Origin of the sequence: Wolbachia endosymbiont (group A) of Clivina fossor, from assembly GCF_964026865.1 — a bacterium.
In the GTDB taxonomy this organism is placed as follows: Bacteria; Pseudomonadota; Alphaproteobacteria; order Rickettsiales; family Anaplasmataceae; genus Wolbachia.
In genome coordinates, this window is the sequence record NZ_OZ034707.1 from 801786 (window position 1) to 821789 (window position 20004).

A 20004-nucleotide genomic window follows, 5' to 3' on the forward strand; every position below is an offset into this window, starting at 1 on the left:
CCTATGGACATATATATGGTAAGTTGGTTGTTAAGTAAAGCAAAACTGCCTATTGCTACGAAACATTATGAAAGACAAGCAGCTTTTGTTACTCCCGCGCGTACTGCACGAATATTATCTATTAGATCCCAGTGCCTTGACTACTTCGATCCAGGAAAATTGATTATGCACTATACAACATTCTCGATCAAAAAACTGATTCCAGTGTCAGCTACTTGCATGACAAAGAAGAGTGAAATTAGCACTCACCTATTATTCGTGTCGTTTTCAGTAAAAGCCTCCTCCCATGTGCCTTGAGTTGCTGCACGACTATACTCTGTTACTCTATTTTCAAAGAAATTCGTATGTTCAACGCCATTTAGTATTTCATCGAGCCATGGAATAGGATTATCATTGACATCATATATGGACTCAAGACCTAATTGCATTAACCGTCTGTTTGCTACGTAGCGTATGTAATTGCGCACTTCTTCTGCGGATAGTCCTTCAACATCTCCTAAATCAAAGGCAAGCTTTATGAATTCGTCCTCAAGCTCAACAATAGTGCGGCATGCAGAATATAATTCCTCTTTAAACTCGTTGTCCCAAATTTCATTATTCTCTTTAATAAATGTATTAAATAACATAATAATTGAATTGGTGTGCAAAGTTTCATCACGGGCTGACCAGGCGATTATCTGCCCCATGCCTTTCATTTTTCCAAAGCGTTGGAAATTGAGCAAAATTGCAAACGATGCGAATAACTGCAACCCCTCGGTAAATGCACCAAACACTGCTAGAGTTTTAGCTACATGTTTTTTATCGTGTTTTTTGCTTTCCTCAAATTCCAGCATGTATTCATATTTCTTTCTCATAGCATCATACTTTAAAAATGCTTGATACTCGCTTTCTGGCATGCCAATTGTGTCTAAAAGATAAGAATAAGCTGCAATGTGTATGGTTTCCATATTGGAAAAACTTGCAAGCATCATGCATATTTCTGTTGGCTTAAATATATTTGAATAATGCCTCATATAGCAGTTATTTACTTCAATGTCCGCTTGAGTAAAGAATCTAAAAATCTGAGTTAGTAGATTTTTCTCTACGTTTGAAAGTTTAGTTTTCCAATCCTTCACGTCATCAGCAAGCGGAACTTCCTCAGGTATCCAATGGATTCTTTGTTGCTGCAGCCACGCATCATACGCCCAAGGGTAATTAAAAGGTTTGTATATTGGATCTGCTTCTAACAATGACATAAGACACCTATTATTTTCTAGAGTAAATATTATATTAAGTGATATTGAGAATCAGTCAATTTAACTTTTTGAAATTTGACGGCAGGTAATTTATTAGTGTATTATAGCTTCAAGTAATTTATCAACAGAAATGCGAGTATTAATATCTTTTATTTTATTATTTACAGTGAGCTGCACACACACTATTCACAACCACGGAGCTCCTGGCATTAGTGTTGAATTGTGGAGCAAGATAAAAGCAGGTGACGATAAAGAAAAAGTGGTTCACACTTTAGGATCACCAACATTAGTATCAAAGTTCGATGACAATGTTTGGTACTATGTCTCATATAAAATTAAACAAGCTGACTTCTTAGGAAAAAGGAAGTATAGCAGTAAGTCTCTGCAAATTTCATTTGATCAGAACGGTAAAGTTGCAGATACAAAAGAAACTGACATCTTAGAGAGATCTTTGGCTGTTCCTGATTGAAAATCTGCTGACTACAGAGTTTTTCCCGCCCTTCTTTGTCATCCAAGAACCGTATTACGTCATCCCAGTGCCCAGACACTGGGATCTATTTTTTTTCTGGATGCCAGTGTCACGCACTGGCATGACAAGAAAGGAGCGCTGGAATGATAATGTGAAGTGTCTACTTCTGTCATCCAAGTAGCCTGACTACTTGGATGACAGAAGGTAATATAAGAGGTCTATTGTAAGATTTTACCCATTTAGAATAAAGTCTAGTGTTACTTCACGCCAAATGTGGTGGTGCTGAGTAGGCAAGCCAGTCAATGGGCTACATTTATATACTGCACGCATTGCATTATCTGCTATCGACCTGAAAAGTGGATTATTTCGATAGGAATCACTGTCTGCTACATCGGCCATAATTATCTCGCCTTGACTGGATAATAATAAGTTAATTTTTATATTAAAATTTTCTTTGTAAGCTATGCTTTCAGGAATGCTCCAGCATTTTGTAAGTTTGTCTCTTATAGAGTTAATAATTTCTGTTACAACTAATTCATCCTTTTTATTCTCAACGCTTTTTTCGTTTCCTATTTCATTTTTTGCCTCTCTAACATCCCTTCTTAGTTTCTTCCCTACACTTTTTTTTCTTTTTGGAACTGGAATGAATTCTTTACCCTCGTTAATAATGACTTCTTCTTGCATTTCGATAATTTGCCTCGGTTGTGCTACAACAGTGTGCTCAACTGTTTCTTTTTTCCTTTGTGGTATAGGAACAACTGACGTATCATTCGTTTGGGCTTTTGTTGAAGGTAACGAAAAAAGCAGAAAACAACATAAAGATAAAAAAAGAATGTAATTAGAATAGAAAAAACGCATATGTTAAGCAGTTTGTTTTACTGGTTTAAAGCTAATATTGCACGTAAAGTCAATATATTTTAGTTGATTTAAGCTCAAAGACGTAGTTTTTGCTGTACTAATTTTACTATTTCTATAATATCATACGGTCAATACGGTCAATATACTCTAAATGAGATGGAAAGATGAAGGCATCATTATAGCTGCTAAAAAATACGGCGATAAAAACTTAATTCTTTCTCTGTTTACAAAAAATCATGGAAAGCGCAGGGGATTAACTAAGCTAACAAACAATAGCAATTATAAGTTTCAGATAAGTAATCTATTACATGCAGAATGGAGTGCTAAGTTACCTGAAAATCTGGGTTTTTTAAAGTGCGAATTAATCGAATCTCCATTCCATCATTTCTTTCAAGATAGGTTAAAAAGCATTACTATTGTCTCTTTCTCCTCTATTTTAGAAAAAGTGCTTCCAGAAAGTGAACCCTGTGCCATGCTGTATGACAATTTTCGATATTTCATCGATGTAATTAAACACAACAATCAGTCTTGGCAAAGCCATTATCTTAACTTAGAGCTTCTGCTTCTTACGCAATTGGGATTCAAGTTAGACTTATCCAAATGTGCTGTAACAGGTGTTAAGGAAAACTTACAATTTATTTCTCCAAAAACTGGTAGAGCAGTGTCAAAAAAAGCAGGAGATTATTATGCAGATAAACTCCTACCTTTTCCACAAATGTTGCATGATGTATACAATAATAACCTACAAAACAGCTATTCATTCCAAGAATTTCAGTTAGGACTGAAAGTCACAGGATATTTTTTAAATAAGTATCTATTTTTGCAGTTAAACATGAAATTTCCAGAGCTGAGAAACCTCATGTTGTCGCTTTAACCTTAGTTATCATTTTTTTGAAATCATTTCAGAAATCTATAGCTAACCCAAGCAACACGTCATACCGCGATTCATTCGCGGTATCTCAGCATAGATTCCGCTAACGAGTAGCGGAATGACGGTTGTCGGTAAACTTAAGCCACTTTAGCTATAGCCAGTAACCACTCTATTTCTACCACTGTTTTTTGCCTTATATAAATATTTGTCAGCACGTACTACAAATTTTTTAATATCGTCAAGGTCAGATCCTTGCATTTCTGCAATTCCAATGCTCACAGTTATGTTATGGGTTGTATTTTTGTCCGCAAGTATAAAAGGTTCTTTAGCAATAATTTTTCGTATTCTCTCCGCAATAGTGTACGCATCTGATACATTGGTATCTGGCATTACAACAACAAACTCCTCACCACCAAACCTAGCTAGTAAATCTGTCACTCTGATATTTTCAGAAATTCTTTTCTGTACTTGCTTTAAAAGTTCATCTCCAGCACTATGCCCAAAACTGTCATTCACCATCTTAAAATAGTCTATATCAAGTATCATAAGAGACAACCTTCTATCCTTTTCCACAGAGTCCTTAACAATGTTTCTTAAGTGTGCATCAAAATATCTTCTATTATAACAGTTAGTTAATGGGTCCTTTATAGACATTTCCGCATTATTAAATAAATTCATTCTCAAGGCATCTTGATATCTTTTGCGTTTTACTTGCGAATTAACCCTTGCTATTAACTCACCCTCATCCAAAGGTACTGTTAAATAATCATTAGCACCTACATCAAGTGCTTTTACTAAATTGTTTTTATCATAATCCTCAGAAAGAATCAGAATTGGTGTATAGCGTGTTTCTACTTTACTACGAAACTCAGAACACAAACGCAGGCCGTCAGTTTTTGAAAACTGCATATCAGAAATGATCAGGTCGTAATTATTCTTAATACCAACCTTTAATGCCTCCACTGGATCACTCAGTATTTTAATTGACCTAAAGCGGTGCTTTAGTACATTATATATCTGCTCTGCTTGAAAGACATCTTCATCTACAACAAGTATGTTAGCATCAAAAATCTGATTAGAATAATCCATAATACTGTTTCCTGCTACTCCGCCAATCTCAGCGTTGGTTTCTCCTCTTAAACGCAATTCATCTATAATCATTTTTAAGCGCGTGAGAGACTTGATCCTTGCAGATAAAGCAGTTTCGTCTATTGGTTTAGTCAGAAAATCATCTGCACCAGCATTAATGCCCTGTACTCTATCATGAGCGTCATGCAGCGCAGTTACCATAATTATTGGAATATGGGTTGTCAAGGGATCATTCTTTAGCTCCTTACAAACTTCAAAGCCATTCATTTTTGGCATCATAATATCGAGTAATATAATATCGGGCTGCTGTTTTGCTACTAAATCCATGGCTTCCTCACCATCATAGGCCACGATAACCGTATAGTACTCTGCTTTTAGTCGAGCTTCTAAAAGCTTGACATTAGATAGTACATCATCTACTACTAGAATCTTCGCTGTCATTATCTTTAGATGTATTATCTATATCGTAAGTAGGATAAAGCTTACCATTTTTACCAACTATGTAATTTACTTTCTCAGTATTACACTCTTTATATAAGTCTTCAATTCCTGCGTCTTTCAATAACCTCCTAGCTTTTGATTTTATAATCATAAGATACTTATATGTATTCCTAATAAGATCAATAAATACAGGCACCTTATTTCTATCAAGAACAATTATGCTCACTAAAGCAACGACCAAAATTTCTGAAAGACCTATATTAAACATTTTTCCTCCTAAGAAACTCCCTCAACTAGCTCTTCCTGTTGCACCAAGATATAACCAAAATCCCGTGCCTTTTTGATCAAATTTTTCACGACTCTCTCTTTGTAACGTATTTCGTAATAGTTCATTCCTTTTTCTACATACTTTTGTCCGTATCTCAACATTTGATAGAAGATACACGCTAATTTCCTTGCTGTAGCAGTAATTGCTTTTGGGGATCCTAGTTGCTTTTTTAATCTTCTATAATATGCACCCAATGCACTCTTACTTTTTCCCACGGCATAAGCAGCCATTCGAAAGGCATTTGCAGCACGATTGATAACCTCACGAGTTCTTGTCCTAAATACTTTTTCCCCTGTAATCTTATTAGCAGGACTTAGCCCTAACCATGAAGTAAAATGCTTTTCTGATCGCCATTTACTGTAGTTAATACCAATTTCCGAAATAATAGCTTGTACAGTTAGTACATCAAATCCAGGAATTTTAGTAAAATCTATACCGGTTACTCGATACAATTCTTCACGCAAGGCAAAGTTTGGCTTATCTTTTCGATACTTACTTCTTTCCTTGCTTAACTCTTTACTCTCGTCAGATTTCGCTTCAAATGTCTTATAGTGGTTTTCAATATTTTTGTCACACTCTGCTATTTTTTCCTGATAAACATTGTATAGTTCAAATTCCTGCTGTAATGCAAATAAATGTTCCTCTCTGTAGTCACCTGTTAGTGCTTTGGCAATAGCCGATTTATCACTCTTTATTCGCACATCCCTTAATTCAGCTAATTTATTAGGATTTCTTTCACCTTCGATTATAGCCTTAATAATTTGCATTCCAGTGACACCTGTTATATGGCTTATTACTTTATGTAACTGAATATTCATTTGTACTAACGCCTTTTGCATCCTATTAATATGTGTAGTCGCACTTTCTGTAAGATTTTTACGTTGCCGAACATAACTACGCAATATGCACATTTGATCATCTGGCCTAAACGATCCTTGGATTAACCCATAACTGTGTAGTTGTTGTAGCCATTGGCAATCCTGGACGTCTGATTTTCTCCCAGGTACATTTTTTACATGCCTTGCATTTGCCAGTTTTACTTCGAATCCATACGATTCAAGTACTTGGAACAAAGGAATCCAATATACTCCTGTTGACTCCATAGCTACTGTAGTAACTTTACACTTCTTTAACCACTTTGCTATATTGTGAAGATCTTCTGTGAAGCAGCTAAACTTTTGTACACGTTGTTCATCTCTTTCTTCAGGTACACATACATAATGCACAGATGAACCGATATCTATTCCTGCTGCGTTAGGATTCATTATCTCTAATTTACTTTTTGCTTTTTTCATGGTAGCTCCTATAATTTGTAATAACGAAGTGCTTCAGCTTGGGAATGGTTAAGATTATACAATCTCCTAAACGAGGTAGTCATAAAATATGGCTCCATCAATGGTTCGAACGTTCCTCCCAAAACCATGCTATGAAACGGGCACTTATGGCACCAGTGAAAAATTCGGTTATAACTGCAAAAGCACCTCCTGTACAATTGTACTTAAAAACTGCTAAAAACTTAAATTGGAGAGTTTCTTCCTGGTTTGACAGATTTTTCTGTTCGGTGCTATGAAGCAAGTACTTTAATCCTCCTGATTATAAATATTAATTTGCTTAAATCAAGTTTAGAAGCAACTATCTCATCTAAAAAACTATTATAACGTTCTATGTAGTCCTTATCATTACAAGCCCAGGTTTGAACCTTATCTTCGGGGTTATCAGTAGCTTTTATGACTTTAACAGCTAGCTTGTGATGGTAATTGCTTAAATCGTCCAATAAATCATTAACTAAGCTGCGATCCCAATAAGAAGAGCGGCTTTTCATCTTGATGGCAATTGTTCTAATCAGATCGAATCTTAACAGCGACTTTAACTCAAAGTATATTTTACCAGCATCAAGAATGGACAAAGATGTCTGTTCAGCAACAGATATAATGTCCAGTGCATAAGCAAGAACGTATAGATCAGCAACTTTTTTTGCTAGATCTTTATTTATATTAAGTTCTACTAAAGAAGTTGATCCATGGCTACAGACCTTTAATAGGTGTTCATCTAAAACATCAGTTAAGTTCTGGCCTAAAGTTTCAATTGCATCTTTAAATTTTGTAACATCATCCAACTCTACAAAGCTAAGCTTGCCAAGATTTTTCACTAACCAAAACGATACTCTGCCAATAAATTTCTGCACGTTCCTCACTATTTGTAAGTATGAGTTAACATCAATTTTTCCATCCAATTCATCAATTTTCTGCCACAGGCTGTTTAAATCATACAGGTGGTTAACAACAATATATATGTTAACCGCTTCTTGTACCTTAATTCCAGTGTTCTCAGCCAAATTATTGATGAATATACAGCCCATTCTATTCACTACATCATTTGCAATGCAAGTAGAGATAATTTCTCTACGAAGTTGGTGTTTTAATATGAAATCCTTAAACTTTGTTATCATCTTTTTAGGAAAATAACCTAGCAAGTAGTCATTAGATATAAGATCTTTTTCAGGCAGATCGGAATGTATAATGTCATTTTTTATTGCCGTTCTAGCATAAGACATTAGAATAGAAAGCTGAGGAGAACTGAAACCTTCTGCACCAGTTAACATCCTTGCTATCTCTTCTTCAGTTGGAAGAAATTCTACGCTTCGGTTTAACAGCCCAGATTTTTCTAAACTGAGCAGTAACCTGTGGTGCTGCTCCAATCTCTCTTTAGCTTGCAAACACTCAAGAAGTAATGCTTTTGTTTCAATTCTGTTGTGGTTCTCAAGCACTTTGGATGCAACTTCGTCCACCATACTTGCCAGTATTTCATTCCTTTTTTCTAAAGAAACACCCCCTGCTTTCATAGCTGAAACAAATGCAATCTTGATGTTAACTTCAAGGTCCGAACATATCACTCCGGCTGAATTATCAACAAAATCTGCATTTATATATCCACCTCTTTCAGCATATTCTATTCTTCCAAGCTGTGTGCATCCCAAATTTCCGCCTTCTATAAACATAGAAGCTCTAATATCTTTACCATTTACTCTTAACTCATCGTTTGCTTTGTCACCGACCATGCTATGATTTTCACTCTTTGCCTTAACAAACGTGCCAATTCCTCCATTCCATATGAAGTCCACTTCTGCTTTGAGTAGATATCTAATCAAATCACTTGGAGGTAGCATATCTTCTGTTATATCAAAGCATTTTTTTATTTCTTGAGAAATATTTACTTGCTTGCTGCTACGCTCAAATACTCCTCCACCCTTAGAAATCAAATCTTTGTTATAATCCATCCAAGTTGAAAATGGTAACTCAAAGAGACGTTTACGCTCTGTGAAACTCTTTTCTGCACTAGGATTTGGATCAATAAAAATATGCATATGGTTAAATGCGCCGATTAAATGTATATTTTTTGAAAGCAGCATACCGTTTCCAAATAGATCGCCAGCCATATCTCCAATTCCAATAACAGTTGCATCTTGGTAAATATCCTTATTCATTTTCCAAAAATGCCTCTGCGCTGCAATCCATGCACCTCTGGCTGTAATACCCATTTTTTTGTGATCATAACCTGCTGATCCACCAGATGCAAATGCATCGCCAAGCCAAAAATTGTATTCAGAGGCTATTTGGTTTGCATAGTCAGAAAAAGAAGCAGTGCCTTTATCTGCTGCAACTACCAAGTATGGATCATCCTCATCATACCTAATCACATTCTCTGGTGGAATTATTTTGCCATTAACTACATTATCAGTAATGTCAAGCATTCCCCTGATAAAACTCTTATAGCATTCAACACCTTTCTCTCTTAAAATATCTTTGTCTTTATAAACTTGCTTAATTACAAACCCACCCTTTGCGCCAACAGGTACAATAACCGCATTTTTTGTCATCTGAGCTTTCATGAGCCCCAAAACTTCAGTGCGAAAATCTTCCGTCCTATCCGACCACCTTAAGCCACCACGGGCCAATTTCCCTCCTCTTAGATGTATTCCCTCAAAAAGATTTGAATAAATATACAATTCACGATATGGACGAGGATCAGGCAAACCATTTATTTTATTTGAGTCAAATTTTGTAGATAAATATGGTTTATCGTCTTGATAATAACTGGTCCTTAAAATAGCCATTATCAAGTTAAATATCGAGCGCAAAACGTAATCATGTGAAACATTGCTGATCTCTTTTAGAAGTTCTTCAATTTTTTCTATGAAAATGTCCGTGGTTTCTGCTCTATCAATGTCTATGCTAGGATCAAATCTTGCATGAAATAGTTGTATCAAATACTTTACTATTTTGGGATACTCTGAGACTACCTTTTGGATATATTCTGGATTGTAGTTAAATGACGTCTGCTTTAGGTAAGCACTGAGCGCTCTAACCAGAAGCACTTCTTTCCACTCCAGTCCAGCAATAATGACCAAACTATTGAAATAATCATTTTTAATTTCCTTTCTAAACACTTTCGCAAGTGTTATTTCAAATTGCTCTTTTAGAGTAATGTTGTCTATTAATTCATCGACTCTTGACAACACAAAATGGTGTATCCATATTCCGCCGTTAATTTCTATGTAATAGCCATTATGAGATAGAATCTTAGCTCCCAAATTCTTAGTAATTCTTAATATCTTCGATAATTCAAGACCTCCATTGCTCGAAGTGTAAACCTTTAATTGATAATTAAGATTATCACAAGTAAGTCTTAAATCGACCTCGCTAACTCCTTTTTTCCTCACTATCTCCAATTTTTTCATATCGTAATATGCGTCATGAGGTTCGAAACTCTCTTGATAGCTTATTGGAAATGCCTTGCAATAACGGATGAATATATCCTCAACAGTACTAAAAGTATTATATAAATTGTCTATAAAACGATCTTCCCACTTTTCCGTAATGTTCCTTAATTTGTTTTCGATACGCAAAACTTCGTCATCAGGAACACTAGCATTTTTGGTCTTTAGCACTACATGCAATTTCATCAAATCATATTCATTGATAATGTGATTGTTATAAATATCTGAACTTTCTGCACTTGTCTCATCCTTCAATATGTCACGTATCTTGAACATTAGCCTAGCGCTAGCATAACGCATTGGTATCAGCACTATGCAACTAATAAAATCCCTTACTCTTCTTAAAAATAATCTGACCCTTGGCCTAATCGCAAGAGACATGATCGAAATGCAAATTTTAAATAATTCGTCTTCATTTGATTGGAATAATTCATCACAAGAGAATGCTTGTAAAATAGAAATTAAAGCTTTGTTATTGTGGCCCCCGGTTACAAACCCTGCATTTTTTTCTATAACTTTAACTTTATCTCTTATTATTGGAATAGTTCGAATATCTTGGACCTCCGCTACAGAAGTAAATAGCCCGAAAAAACGCCGTTCCTTTACTACATTACCCTGGTCATCAAATTCTTTTACTCCTATACAATTCATGTATGTACGCCGATGGACTATTGAGATTAGATCTGATCTCAATATGTATAGGGAATCAAGGTTTGCAGAAGGAATCAACGTACTTTGACCTACTCTTATCAGGCCAAGGTCCTTTTTGCTATCACAGACGAGTTTTTCATCTTTACCAGCAATATATTCTTGATAACCTAGAAATACAAAATTATTGTTTTTTAGCCAATCTAAGAAATCTTTTCCTGGTGTCACTCCAGCGTTCGACGCTGGCTGCTCGATGGCAAAAAGAAGACTTTTTGCTTCATCAAGTTTCTTGAGCATTAAGTGCCAATCTTTCACAACGCAATTAACTGCTTTCAGCGTTTTTTGTAGAGATTCTTTTAATGTATCAACAAAACTGTCACTTATACCTTTGATAATTACATATATAACTGATTCTTTGACTCCATTGCTTTCTTCCAAGGAGTAAATCTCATCTATTAGGCCATCTTTTCTTTTAATGTTAATTATGCTGTTGCTGTAATAGCATATGGTTAAATTGTGCGATTTAATAGTTGCAATAACAGAATCAACCAAAAATGGCATATCATCGTTTGTTATCTTAATCGTGGTAAAATCGCCTTCTATTCCTGGTATATCATCTATATTGCTTACTACTAACTTACTTTCATCTTTCTCTTTTTGAGAAACAAAATTGTAAGCATCGTTTACAATATATAGCAAAAACTTATCGTTGGCTTTTAGGTCGCTTTTATAAACAAAACTATAAAAATACTTAATAAATTTTTTAATTTTTTCTTTATCTTGCTGATTTTCTTGATCAACTAACTCAAATAAAGACTCAGTGTCAACATTATGATCTATACACATTTTTTTAACAAAAATACACAGTGAACTTAAACCTTTTTAACTAAGATTTCATTATCAAGAGCGTACACTATTAGCTCATCATTTTCTACTACTTCCCCTGATAAAACTAATTTAGCTAAATTATTTTGAATACACTCTTGTATAACCCTTTTTAGGGGCCTTGCTCCATATTCAGGGTCATAGCCAGTTTGTGCTATTAGTTCTTTAGCTTCCTGCGACAAACTTATACTCAGTTTACGCTTAGCAAGTGTTTTTTGTAAATAAGAAAATTGAACATCTATAATTTTATAGATGTCATCTCTGGTTAAACTGTGGAATATAATAATTTCATCCAGCCTGTTTAAAAATTCTGGACGAAATGCTGATTTAACTATTTGCATCACTTCGCTTTTTACAGAGTTAGCAACTCCTCCTTCCGATATCATTCCAGCGCGTGACGCTGAAATCTGCATCTGGATCCCAGTGTCAGCTACTTGGATGACAGGAGGTAGAGTCTCATTTTCTGTAACTCCCTTAAGCATTATCTCTGCACCAAGGTTAGAAGTTAAGATCAGTATGGTGTTGCGAAAATCAACTAATTTGCCATGACTATCAGTGAGTCTACCCTCATCCAAGATTTGCAGCAATAGATTAAATATATCTGGATTTGCCTTCTCTATTTCATCAAACAGAATAACCTGATATGGCCTTCTCCTTACTGCTTCGGTTAATCTGCCACCTTGCTCATAGCCAACATACCCTGGAGGCGCGCCAATTAGCTTTGAAACAGAATGTTTTTCCATATATTCTGACATATCGAAACGCAAAAGCGCTGATTGATCGTCAAACAGAAATTCAGCAAGGGCTTTTGCCAGTTCTGTTTTTCCAACCCCGGTTGGGCCTAAGAATAAAAATGAACCGAAAGGTCGATTAGTATCTTGCACACCAGAGCGAGAGCGCCTAACTGCATTACTTATTGCTTCTATCGCGCCTTTTTGCCCTATTACTCTTCTTCCTATTTCATTCTCCATGTTAAGAAGTTTTTCCTTTTCGCTGTGCATCATGTTATCAACTGGAATTCCTGTCCACTTTGAAACAATGTTTGCAATATCATCTCCAGTCACTTCTTTCTTTAAGAAACTATCAGTAACCTTTTCCTGATTTTTTAATTCATTCTCAAGCTGAGGGATCACACCATACATCAGCTCTCCTGCTTTTCCTAAATTTCCACTCCGCTGAGCCAATTCCAGCTCTTTTCTGGCGTTATCTAATTTTTCAACTGTTTCTTGTATTCTAGCTATTTTATTCTTTTCCATCTGCCATTTGCTGTTCAAGTCAGCAAATTTACTGTTTAGATTTTCGATCTCTTCATTTATCTTTTTTAAACGCTGTTTAGAATTTTCATCACTTTCTTTTTTTAGAGCTTCTGCTTCAATCTTTAGCTGTATAACCTTTCTCTCAAGTTCATCAATAACTTCAGGCTTGCTATCCATTTCAATTCTCACCCTACTTGCTGCTTCATCAATCAAATCAATTGCTTTATCAGGTAAAAACCTATCTGTTATATATCTATTGGACAACGTTGCAGCAGCAATTATTGCACCGTCTGTAATTCTTATACCATGATGCACTTCATATCTTTCCTTCAAACCCCTGAGTATTGAAATGGTATCAGTTTCAGTTGGTTGAGAGATAAACACAGGCTGGAAACGCCGTGCAAGTGCAGGATCTTTTTCTATATGTTCACGATATTCATCTAAAGTTGTGGCTCCTATACAGCGAATTTCTCCACGCGCAAGAGCAGGCTTCAGCAGATTCGAGGCATCCATTGCACCACTTATTGCTCCTGCTCCAACTAAAGTATGAAGCTCATCTATAAACAAGATAACTTTTCCCTCTGTTTTTGAAATTTCATTAATCACTGCTTTTAACCTTTCTTCAAATTCTCCTCTAAACTTCGTTCCAGCGATTAATGCACCAAGATCCAAAGCTAAAACCTTTGCATCACGCAAACCAAGTGGCACGTCATTTGCAACGATTCTATTTGCAAGCCCCTCAACTATTGCAGTTTTTCCAACACCAGGTTCACCGATCAGCACTGGATTATTTTTTGTCCGCCTCAGTGATACCTGCATAGTTCTTCTGATCTCTTCATCACGACCAATTACAGGATCAAGCTTGCCTTGCATAGCAAGCTCTGTAATATCCTTTGTATATCTCTTAGCAGCGTTCAATTTTTCCTCACTATTTGGCGAGTCTGCACTGCTGCCTTTTCTCATTTCTGCAATAACTGAGTTCAGTTTTTGTGGAGTCACACCATTCTCTGCCAGAATTTTGCCTACAGTATCATCTTTTTGTGCAGTGAGGCCCTGCAGTAAACGCTCAACAGCAACAAATGAATCTTTATTTCTCTTTGCAATACCAATTGAATCTTCAAAAACTTTTGCTATTTCTCTTGAAAGTTGAAGGCCCCCACTTCCTGGACCTTCAATTACTGGCAACTTTTTTATTGCGCTATCCACAGCATCAGAAATACTTTGCACATTTCCACCACAAGCGTTTATCAAATCCTGAACTAAACCTAATTCATCCTCAAGCATCACTTTGAGTAAATGCTCAGGCATAAAAATCTGATGCCCAGCTCCCAACGCTTTCATCTGAGCACTTTGAATTAGACTTTTTGCTTTTTCGGTAAATTTATTTAAGTCCATAACACCAGTTAAATTCGTATTTGCTGATGTATATAACAACTGATTTCATAAATTTAAACCTAAAGTTGTTTATTGTTAGGTATGGTCTGCAAAAATTTAAAACTTTCTTAAGAACCTGTTTAAAATCTTCGTAATAGGAGAGAAATGAAGGAAAGGACAATCATTTGCAAGCTGGTATTGAGTTTACGTTCGCAATTTTTCCACAACCGCCTACACTTTTCCAACTAAGCAAAAGAGCGCTCAACGACCCATCTCTTTGGCAATACAACAAAGGTCACTGGGATCCAGAAAAGTTTGCTTATTTATAAGCAAACTAGCATGGAAAGTAGCTGATCTTATACTAAATGAATGTTTTTGATGAGGTTGCATAGAAGCTGGATTCCAGTGTCAAGCACTGGAATGACAGCAGTCCTACGTCATACCACCGCGAACCGTCATACCGCCGCGGTATCTCTAGATCCCGCTAACAAGTAGCGGGATGACGATTGTCAGGGTGTCATTCCAGCGCCCCTATGATGTCATCCAAGTAGCCAACACTGGGATCCAGGAAACTTAACTCTACACCAAGTAAATGTACAATAAGAACTAGATTCCAGACTGGAATGACAGCAGTCCTACGTCATACCATCGCGAACCGTCATACCGCCGTGAATTAACCGTCATACCGTCACGGTATCTCTTGACATAGATCCCGCTGCGGGATGACGAATTACTATACCACCGCGAACCGTCATACCACCACGAACCGTCATACCGTGATTCATTCACGGTATCTCTTAGCCGCTAACAAGCAGCGGGACGACGATTGTCAGGGTGTCATTCCAGCGCCCCTATAATGTCATCCCAGTGCTCCTATAATGTCATCCGAGTAGCCCCTATAATGTCATCCCAGTAGCCCCTATAATGTCATCCCAGTGCGTGACACTGGGATCTCATTTTACTTTATGATGATGTTATGAAAGTAGCTGACACTGGGATCCAGAAGACTTAATTTCAACCAAATAATAAAGGCTAGATTCCAGACTGGAATGACATCATAGGGGCACTGGGATGACAGCAGTCCTACGTCATACCGCGATTCATTCGCGGTATCTCTTAACATAGATCCCGCTAACAAGCAGCGGGATGACACCTCTCTTGGGCTCTTTTAGCTACAAACATTAAGAAATTTACCAAATGAAAAAAAAGGCAAAAGAAGCCCCGTGGTGCGAGTTTTGACTCTATATTACTGTAAGTGGCGCTGTAATAATGTGCTAACGCTTAAAATAAGCGCGATTTGGCTGAATGTAGAAAAAATAAAAAAGACATGCAGCCGCTATAATTTTATGTAATCCGCCAAAAAATACCCTAAGTTTTTTACTGAATTTTGTCATTGAGCCTGCAGGTCAAAAACAAGTTTTGAGTCATAAATACCCTTATTGTCATAATAAGGGGGCTGGCGGAGTTTGTCAAGCAACTTTCTATATAATATTTTCTAAAATAAATGGACTTCTCGCATCCAATTTCGGCAGCGCGTGACACACAACTGCAATGACAAGGTGTTGTAAGATATTACCACAAACATCATATTCACACGAAATACTTGACTTCACTTGTACTAAGAAGCATTTTATATATATTGTGTGCCCGTAGCTCAGCTGGATAGAGCAACAGCCTTCTAAGCTGTGGGTCGTAGGTTCGAATCCCACCGGGCACACTCTTCTATCAATACTTTCTATAAATCTTCAAGTATTCTGGCACCACATTTTCAATTGCTAATGGTCGAACCTTCATTGTTTCAAGGTCAGCTGACTTTTCGATTGAGCTATTCATCATAACTTTCACCTGATCTTGAGTAAGCACAGGGTTCGTATCTCCGGTTATTGGTTTTAGCAGCATAGAAATAATTTTATTTTCTAAAAAGAAAGCTATTAACTTTGCCATTGGAAAAGATACATTGATCAACAAACACTTTCTGTTAGTAACATTCAGAATAAACTTCAATAAGCTTTTGAAAGAGTAAACCTTTGGTCCACCCATGTTATAAATTTTCTTGTCTTGCTTATTAAAACTGATAATACGATATACCACTTCAGCTAAGTCTGTTACACATATTGGCTGAAATTTAGTCGTTCCATTGCCAATTAGCGGCAAAAAAGGAAGAACAGTTGCTAATCTTGCAAATTTATTAAAGAAGTTATCTTCTTTACCAAATACAAGGCTTGGCCTAATTATTATTGCTTCTTGAAATGCTGAAGTTACAGCTTTTTCACCTTCCAATTTACTTTTGGCATATTTTGACAACTTGCTATTTTCTATTCCCATAGCGGAAAAATGTATCATCATAGGTACATTTTTCATTTTTGCAGCTTTTGCTATCCTTTCAGCTATTTTAACGTGAACAGCGTAAAAATCGTGCTTTTTTGCTTCATATAATATTCCCACTAAGTTTATGGCTACATCACATTCTTCCATACCCTCTAGAACTGATTTTTCATCAAAAAAATCGCCTTTAAATATTGATATTTGTCCCAAATTGCCACACAATTTTAAACAAGCAGCTTTTTCCTGATTACGAGTGAATATCTTTATTAAATATCCTTCTGCTGCCAAGCGTCTTACGATGTGTTTCCCTATAAACCCCGTTCCACCAAAAATAATTACACGTTTTGTCACGATTAAAGTTCCTAATAATTTGTTACTGTAAATTAATACAATGATTTTGCTTAATATTCTATTATGAATTCCCGTACAATAAGATCCATTTTCATTCTTCGTGAGCCTTTAACTAGAATTGCGTCATTATTCTGAATAATGTTAGCTAAATCACTTTTCAATTGATTAGAATCATTAAAATGCGTGCCTCTTATATTATCTGGCAAAAGCTCATGCAATTCTAACATAAATTTACCAACTGTATAAATTTTATCTATATTATTTTCTGTGACAATCTTAACCAAATCTGTATGAAATTCTATGCTTTTATCACCAAGTTCCAACATATCACCAAGCAAAGCTACTTTTCTCTGATTAGAATATGTACTCAAAGTTTTTATTGCAGTTTTCATCGAAGCAGGGCTGGCGTTATAGGAGTCATCAATTAAATGTATATATTTTTTATTGTATTTGACCTTATGAATATTGCCTCTACCTTTCGTTACACTAAAATTCTTAAGTGCAAGTGGTAATTTTGATAAATCAAGTCCGAGGCTCTGCACAACTGCTGCAACAACAAGTAGCGAATAAGCAAAATGCTCACCTTGCACACGTAAATTACAGTTTATAATTTGATTATCACTCAGCCTGATTTTTAAACTTAATCTATTAGCAACTCGGTTTGATGTCATTCCAGCGCGTGACGCTGGAATCCAGTCTTTATTATACAACCGTCTGATATGCTCATTTGCAATTGAACTTCCTGGATCCCAGTGTCTGGGCACTGGGATGACAGAAGATAGTGCTGAAATGACAGAAGATTCATCGTTTCTTATTAAGTTTAGTAAACAAACTTCAGCATTTTTATCTTTACCGAGGCTTATTACATTTCTATTGGCGCGTGATGAGAGATAATCATAATATTTATTATCTCTGTTCAAGACCAAAGTACCATTACTTTTCATACCATATAGAATTTCTAACTTCGCTTGTGCAACGTCAAATAGTGATGAAAAATTTTCAGTATGTGCAGGTTCGATGTTGGTAATAACTGCAATATTTGGATTACTAATCTTTGATAATTCTTTTATTTCACCAGCTTTATTCATTCCCATTTCAAGGATTAAGTACTGGCAGTTTTTTGGAGCTTTTAGAATTGTCAAAGGCAATCCTATATTATTATTTAAGTTACCTTTGTTTGCATGGGACACTCCATATTGCGATAAAACAGTGTGCAGCATATCCTTTGTAGTGGTTTTCCCGACACTGCCTGTAATTGCAATAATTTTAGCATCAACAAGAATATTTCTAATATAGTATGATGCCATATCGTGCAAAGCTTTCAGGGTATCTTGTACAATAATGAGAGGGAAATTTTTATATTTACCCTCACTTACTATTGCAGCGGCAGCCCCTTTTAAAAACGCTTCATGCAAAAAATTATGGCCATCAAAATTCTTTCCCTTGAGTGCAATAAATAAATCACCTTTTTTTATGCTTCTTGTGTCCGTTGAAATATTTGAGCTATGTGTCCAATTACAACCATTTACGTCTCTTCCGCCAGTTGCATCAATGATATTATTTGTGTTCCATTTAAACATAATTTAGAGAGTACTCTTTAAAGTAAATTGAATAAAGTAGCAAATACCACATGTTTTAGACAATGTATAAATAATGGTTGCAATCCCTATAATTCTATCTTATAATGGATATAGAAGTTTAAATTTTTTCGTCTATAATTAAAATGTATTTAGTTGTAGAAAGTAACTTGGAGGTGTGTATGCCAAAAAATGAAGAATCTACTTCTATACTAGCTAAAGTTGGTAATGCAGCTTCGGGAGTAGGAAGTTTTCTGGGTAGAGGTGTAAAAGTCCTAGTCAAGGGTGCAGTATACCCTATATGGCCAAAGAATTGGTTTAAGTCCTGGGATGAAATGCGGCACGACATAAAAAATGGCGGGCGTTCTATTATTGTCAACCCACTTGAAGAGTATGATCCACCTATAGAAACCACACAAGCTAGTGAGAATCTTGGTGTAGAAATAACAGAGCAAAAGAAAGGGAAAGGAAAGGTAGCTTTTTTAGCGTCAAGGACTCTGACGGGAGATATACCTTATTTGAACGATGAACAATTAGGTCAAATAAAGAAAAACCTGCCAAATGTAACTATTTTTAGAGAAGAAAACAAAATTGTAATTGAAATTAACGTTGAGGAAATAGCTAACACTATTAAAACTAATCCTGATAATAAAGGCAAGAGCAAGAAAGAAATAGAAGAGCTTGTTCTTAAAGGAATTGCTAATAAAGTTGACGAAGACCTTAAGAAGCTTGCAGGAATTACTGGTGGAGAATTTAAAATTCATACAGACTTAAAATTGCTGAATGGTATTGCAGAGAAATTGTATCGAGAATGTGATAACCAGAACAAACCATCAAAAACTCTAAGGCCAGCACAAACTGGAAAGTCACCAGGGCAGTCTTCAGAAACTGTTACAAGTACAGATGAATTAGTAAAATCTTTTAACATTACTAATCCTAACGAGTTTCCTTTTGGTAAAAGTAAAGAAGCTATTTCTCCTATAAAAAATATGCAGTTATCAGAACGAGATATCAAAAAGCAAGCAGAAGGATTGGGAAGTACTTTTTTGAATTTTGAAGATGCCTCTGGTGAAGTAATAAAACCACTATCTACGCCTGATGTAGAAAGAAATAAAGGAAGAGGGAAAGGTCGCTCTTAAAATATGAGCAATGAAGTTTATGATAGCAATAACATCTTTGCTCAAATATTAAGAGGTGAGTTACCTTGTGAGAAGGTACATGAAAATGAAAATGTACTAGCTTTTCGTGATAAGTACCCTGACGCACCAGTTCACATTTTAGTTATACCAAAAAATCAATATATTTCATACGATGATTTTATTCTAAAAGCTTCTGAAGAGGAGATAGTAAGTTTTTTCAAAATTGTCAGAGAAATAGCACATAAATATAATTTAGAAAAAACAGGATATAGATTAGTCACTAACTACGGTGAAAATGGAGAGCAGGTTGTACCACACTTTCACGTGCATATTTTAGGTGGTAAAAAGTTAGGAAAGCATGTAAACTCATAGTGTTATATG

General features: G+C 35.8%; 14 protein-coding genes, 1 tRNA gene and 1 pseudogene. 6 read left to right on the forward strand and 10 right to left on the reverse strand.

All coding sequences use genetic code 11. From position 1 onward, the window contains the following. The first annotated feature begins 15 nt into the window (after positions 1-15). Positions 16-297 carry a hypothetical protein gene (locus AAGD99_RS04125; RefSeq protein ID WP_341814155.1) on the forward strand — a complete coding sequence of 94 codons (282 nt, stop codon included), beginning with the start codon at positions 16-18 and terminating at the stop codon, positions 295-297. On the opposite strand, the gene AAGD99_RS04130 is transcribed toward AAGD99_RS04125, so the two are convergent. Beyond that, complete coding sequence (locus AAGD99_RS04130; protein ID WP_253307200.1) at positions 246-1235, reverse strand: ribonucleotide-diphosphate reductase subunit beta; 990 nt, start codon at positions 1233-1235, stop codon at positions 246-248. The genes AAGD99_RS04125 and AAGD99_RS04130 overlap by 52 nt on opposite strands. Before the next feature lie 130 nt (positions 1236-1365). On the opposite strand from AAGD99_RS04130, the gene AAGD99_RS04135 reads away from it, so the two are divergent. Beyond that, positions 1366-1704, forward strand: a complete 339-nt coding sequence (locus AAGD99_RS04135) for an outer membrane protein assembly factor BamE (RefSeq protein WP_341822670.1) — start codon at positions 1366-1368, stop codon at positions 1702-1704. Positions 1705-1935: 231 nt separating this feature from the next. Here the strand turns inward: AAGD99_RS04135 and AAGD99_RS04140 are convergent, their stop codons facing one another. Beyond that, positions 1936-2562 carry a hypothetical protein gene (locus AAGD99_RS04140; protein ID WP_253307187.1) on the reverse strand — a complete coding sequence of 209 codons (627 nt, stop codon included), beginning with the start codon at positions 2560-2562 and terminating at the stop codon, positions 1936-1938. 151 nt (positions 2563-2713) lie between these two features. On the opposite strand from AAGD99_RS04140, the gene recO reads away from it, so the two are divergent. Next, on the forward strand, positions 2714-3436 hold the full coding sequence (recO, locus tag AAGD99_RS04145) for a DNA repair protein RecO (RefSeq protein WP_253307186.1): 723 nt from the start codon (positions 2714-2716) through the stop codon (positions 3434-3436). 144 nt (positions 3437-3580) lie between these two features. On the opposite strand, the gene AAGD99_RS04150 is transcribed toward recO, so the two are convergent. The 6 genes and pseudogenes from AAGD99_RS04150 to AAGD99_RS04175 form a co-directional block, all read right to left on the reverse strand. Then, positions 3581-4963: a PleD family two-component system response regulator gene (locus AAGD99_RS04150; RefSeq protein WP_341822671.1), complete on the reverse strand. Its 1383-nt coding sequence runs from the start codon at positions 4961-4963 to the stop codon at positions 3581-3583. Further along, positions 4935-5231 (reverse strand): hypothetical protein, encoded by a 297-nt coding sequence (locus AAGD99_RS04155; RefSeq protein WP_341822672.1) that lies wholly within the window; start codon positions 5229-5231, stop codon positions 4935-4937. The genes AAGD99_RS04150 and AAGD99_RS04155 overlap by 29 nt, the downstream gene beginning before the upstream one ends. 8 nt (positions 5232-5239) lie before the next feature. Then, positions 5240-6586 (reverse strand): IS110 family transposase, encoded by a 1347-nt coding sequence (locus AAGD99_RS04160; protein ID WP_341822673.1) that lies wholly within the window; start codon positions 6584-6586, stop codon positions 5240-5242. A gap of 269 nt (positions 6587-6855) precedes the next feature. Continuing rightward, the gene (locus AAGD99_RS04165) at positions 6856-11562 is read right to left on the reverse strand and encodes an NAD-glutamate dehydrogenase (RefSeq protein WP_341822674.1); all 4707 of its coding nucleotides are present in this window, start codon (positions 11560-11562) and stop codon (positions 6856-6858) included. A 26-nt stretch (positions 11563-11588) separates the two neighbouring features. After that, entirely contained in the window at positions 11589-14252 is a 2664-nt protein-coding gene (locus AAGD99_RS04170; protein ID WP_341822675.1) for an ATP-dependent Clp protease ATP-binding subunit, read from the reverse strand. 119 nt (positions 14253-14371) lie between these two features. Next, positions 14372-14527, reverse strand: a pseudogene (locus AAGD99_RS04175) (transposase); the annotation flags it as partial. A gap of 1347 nt (positions 14528-15874) precedes the next feature. Here AAGD99_RS04175 and AAGD99_RS04180 point away from each other — a divergent pair. After that, positions 15875-15948 (forward strand) — tRNA-Arg (locus tag AAGD99_RS04180). A gap of 8 nt (positions 15949-15956) precedes the next feature. Here the strand turns inward: AAGD99_RS04180 and AAGD99_RS04185 are convergent. Beyond that, the gene (locus AAGD99_RS04185; RefSeq protein WP_253307182.1) at positions 15957-16907 is read right to left on the reverse strand and encodes a complex I NDUFA9 subunit family protein; all 951 of its coding nucleotides are present in this window, start codon (positions 16905-16907) and stop codon (positions 15957-15959) included. 50 nt (positions 16908-16957) lie between these two features. Continuing rightward, a complete protein-coding gene (locus AAGD99_RS04190; RefSeq protein ID WP_341822676.1) occupies positions 16958-18487 on the reverse strand; it encodes a UDP-N-acetylmuramoyl-tripeptide--D-alanyl-D-alanine ligase in 1530 nt (509 codons plus the stop codon). Between the two features lie 179 nt (positions 18488-18666). On the opposite strand from AAGD99_RS04190, the gene AAGD99_RS04195 reads away from it, so the two are divergent. Together AAGD99_RS04195 and AAGD99_RS04200 are read left to right on the forward strand one after the other, a co-directional pair. Beyond that, complete coding sequence (locus AAGD99_RS04195; protein WP_341822677.1) at positions 18667-19623, forward strand: hypothetical protein; 957 nt, start codon at positions 18667-18669, stop codon at positions 19621-19623. 3 nt (positions 19624-19626) lie between these two features. Beyond that, positions 19627-19995, forward strand: a complete 369-nt coding sequence (locus AAGD99_RS04200) for an HIT domain-containing protein (RefSeq protein WP_164224547.1) — start codon at positions 19627-19629, stop codon at positions 19993-19995. Positions 19996-20004: the final 9 nt, after the last annotated feature.

What these genes read in the sequence shown, in the direction of transcription:
- AAGD99_RS04125 (WP_341814155.1), top strand. Translation starts at nt 16, where the DNA reads ATGGTAAGTTGGTTGTTAAGTAAAGCAAAACTGCCTATTGCTACGAAA.
- AAGD99_RS04130 (WP_253307200.1), bottom strand. Translation starts at nt 1,235, where the DNA reads ATGTCATTGTTAGAAGCAGATCCAATATACAAACCTTTTAATTACCCT.
- AAGD99_RS04135 (WP_341822670.1), top strand. Translation starts at nt 1,366, where the DNA reads ATGCGAGTATTAATATCTTTTATTTTATTATTTACAGTGAGCTGCACA.
- AAGD99_RS04140 (WP_253307187.1), bottom strand. Translation starts at nt 2,562, where the DNA reads ATGCGTTTTTTCTATTCTAATTACATTCTTTTTTTATCTTTATGTTGT.
- recO (WP_253307186.1), top strand. Translation starts at nt 2,714, where the DNA reads ATGAGATGGAAAGATGAAGGCATCATTATAGCTGCTAAAAAATACGGC.
- AAGD99_RS04150 (WP_341822671.1), bottom strand. Translation starts at nt 4,963, where the DNA reads ATGACAGCGAAGATTCTAGTAGTAGATGATGTACTATCTAATGTCAAG.
- AAGD99_RS04155 (WP_341822672.1), bottom strand. Translation starts at nt 5,231, where the DNA reads ATGTTTAATATAGGTCTTTCAGAAATTTTGGTCGTTGCTTTAGTGAGC.
- AAGD99_RS04160 (WP_341822673.1), bottom strand. Translation starts at nt 6,586, where the DNA reads ATGAAAAAAGCAAAAAGTAAATTAGAGATAATGAATCCTAACGCAGCA.
- AAGD99_RS04165 (WP_341822674.1), bottom strand. Translation starts at nt 11,562, where the DNA reads ATGTGTATAGATCATAATGTTGACACTGAGTCTTTATTTGAGTTAGTT.
- AAGD99_RS04170 (WP_341822675.1), bottom strand. Translation starts at nt 14,252, where the DNA reads ATGGACTTAAATAAATTTACCGAAAAAGCAAAAAGTCTAATTCAAAGT.
- AAGD99_RS04190 (WP_341822676.1), bottom strand. Translation starts at nt 18,487, where the DNA reads ATGTTTAAATGGAACACAAATAATATCATTGATGCAACTGGCGGAAGA.
- AAGD99_RS04195 (WP_341822677.1), top strand. Translation starts at nt 18,667, where the DNA reads ATGCCAAAAAATGAAGAATCTACTTCTATACTAGCTAAAGTTGGTAAT.
- AAGD99_RS04200 (WP_164224547.1), top strand. Translation starts at nt 19,627, where the DNA reads ATGAGCAATGAAGTTTATGATAGCAATAACATCTTTGCTCAAATATTA.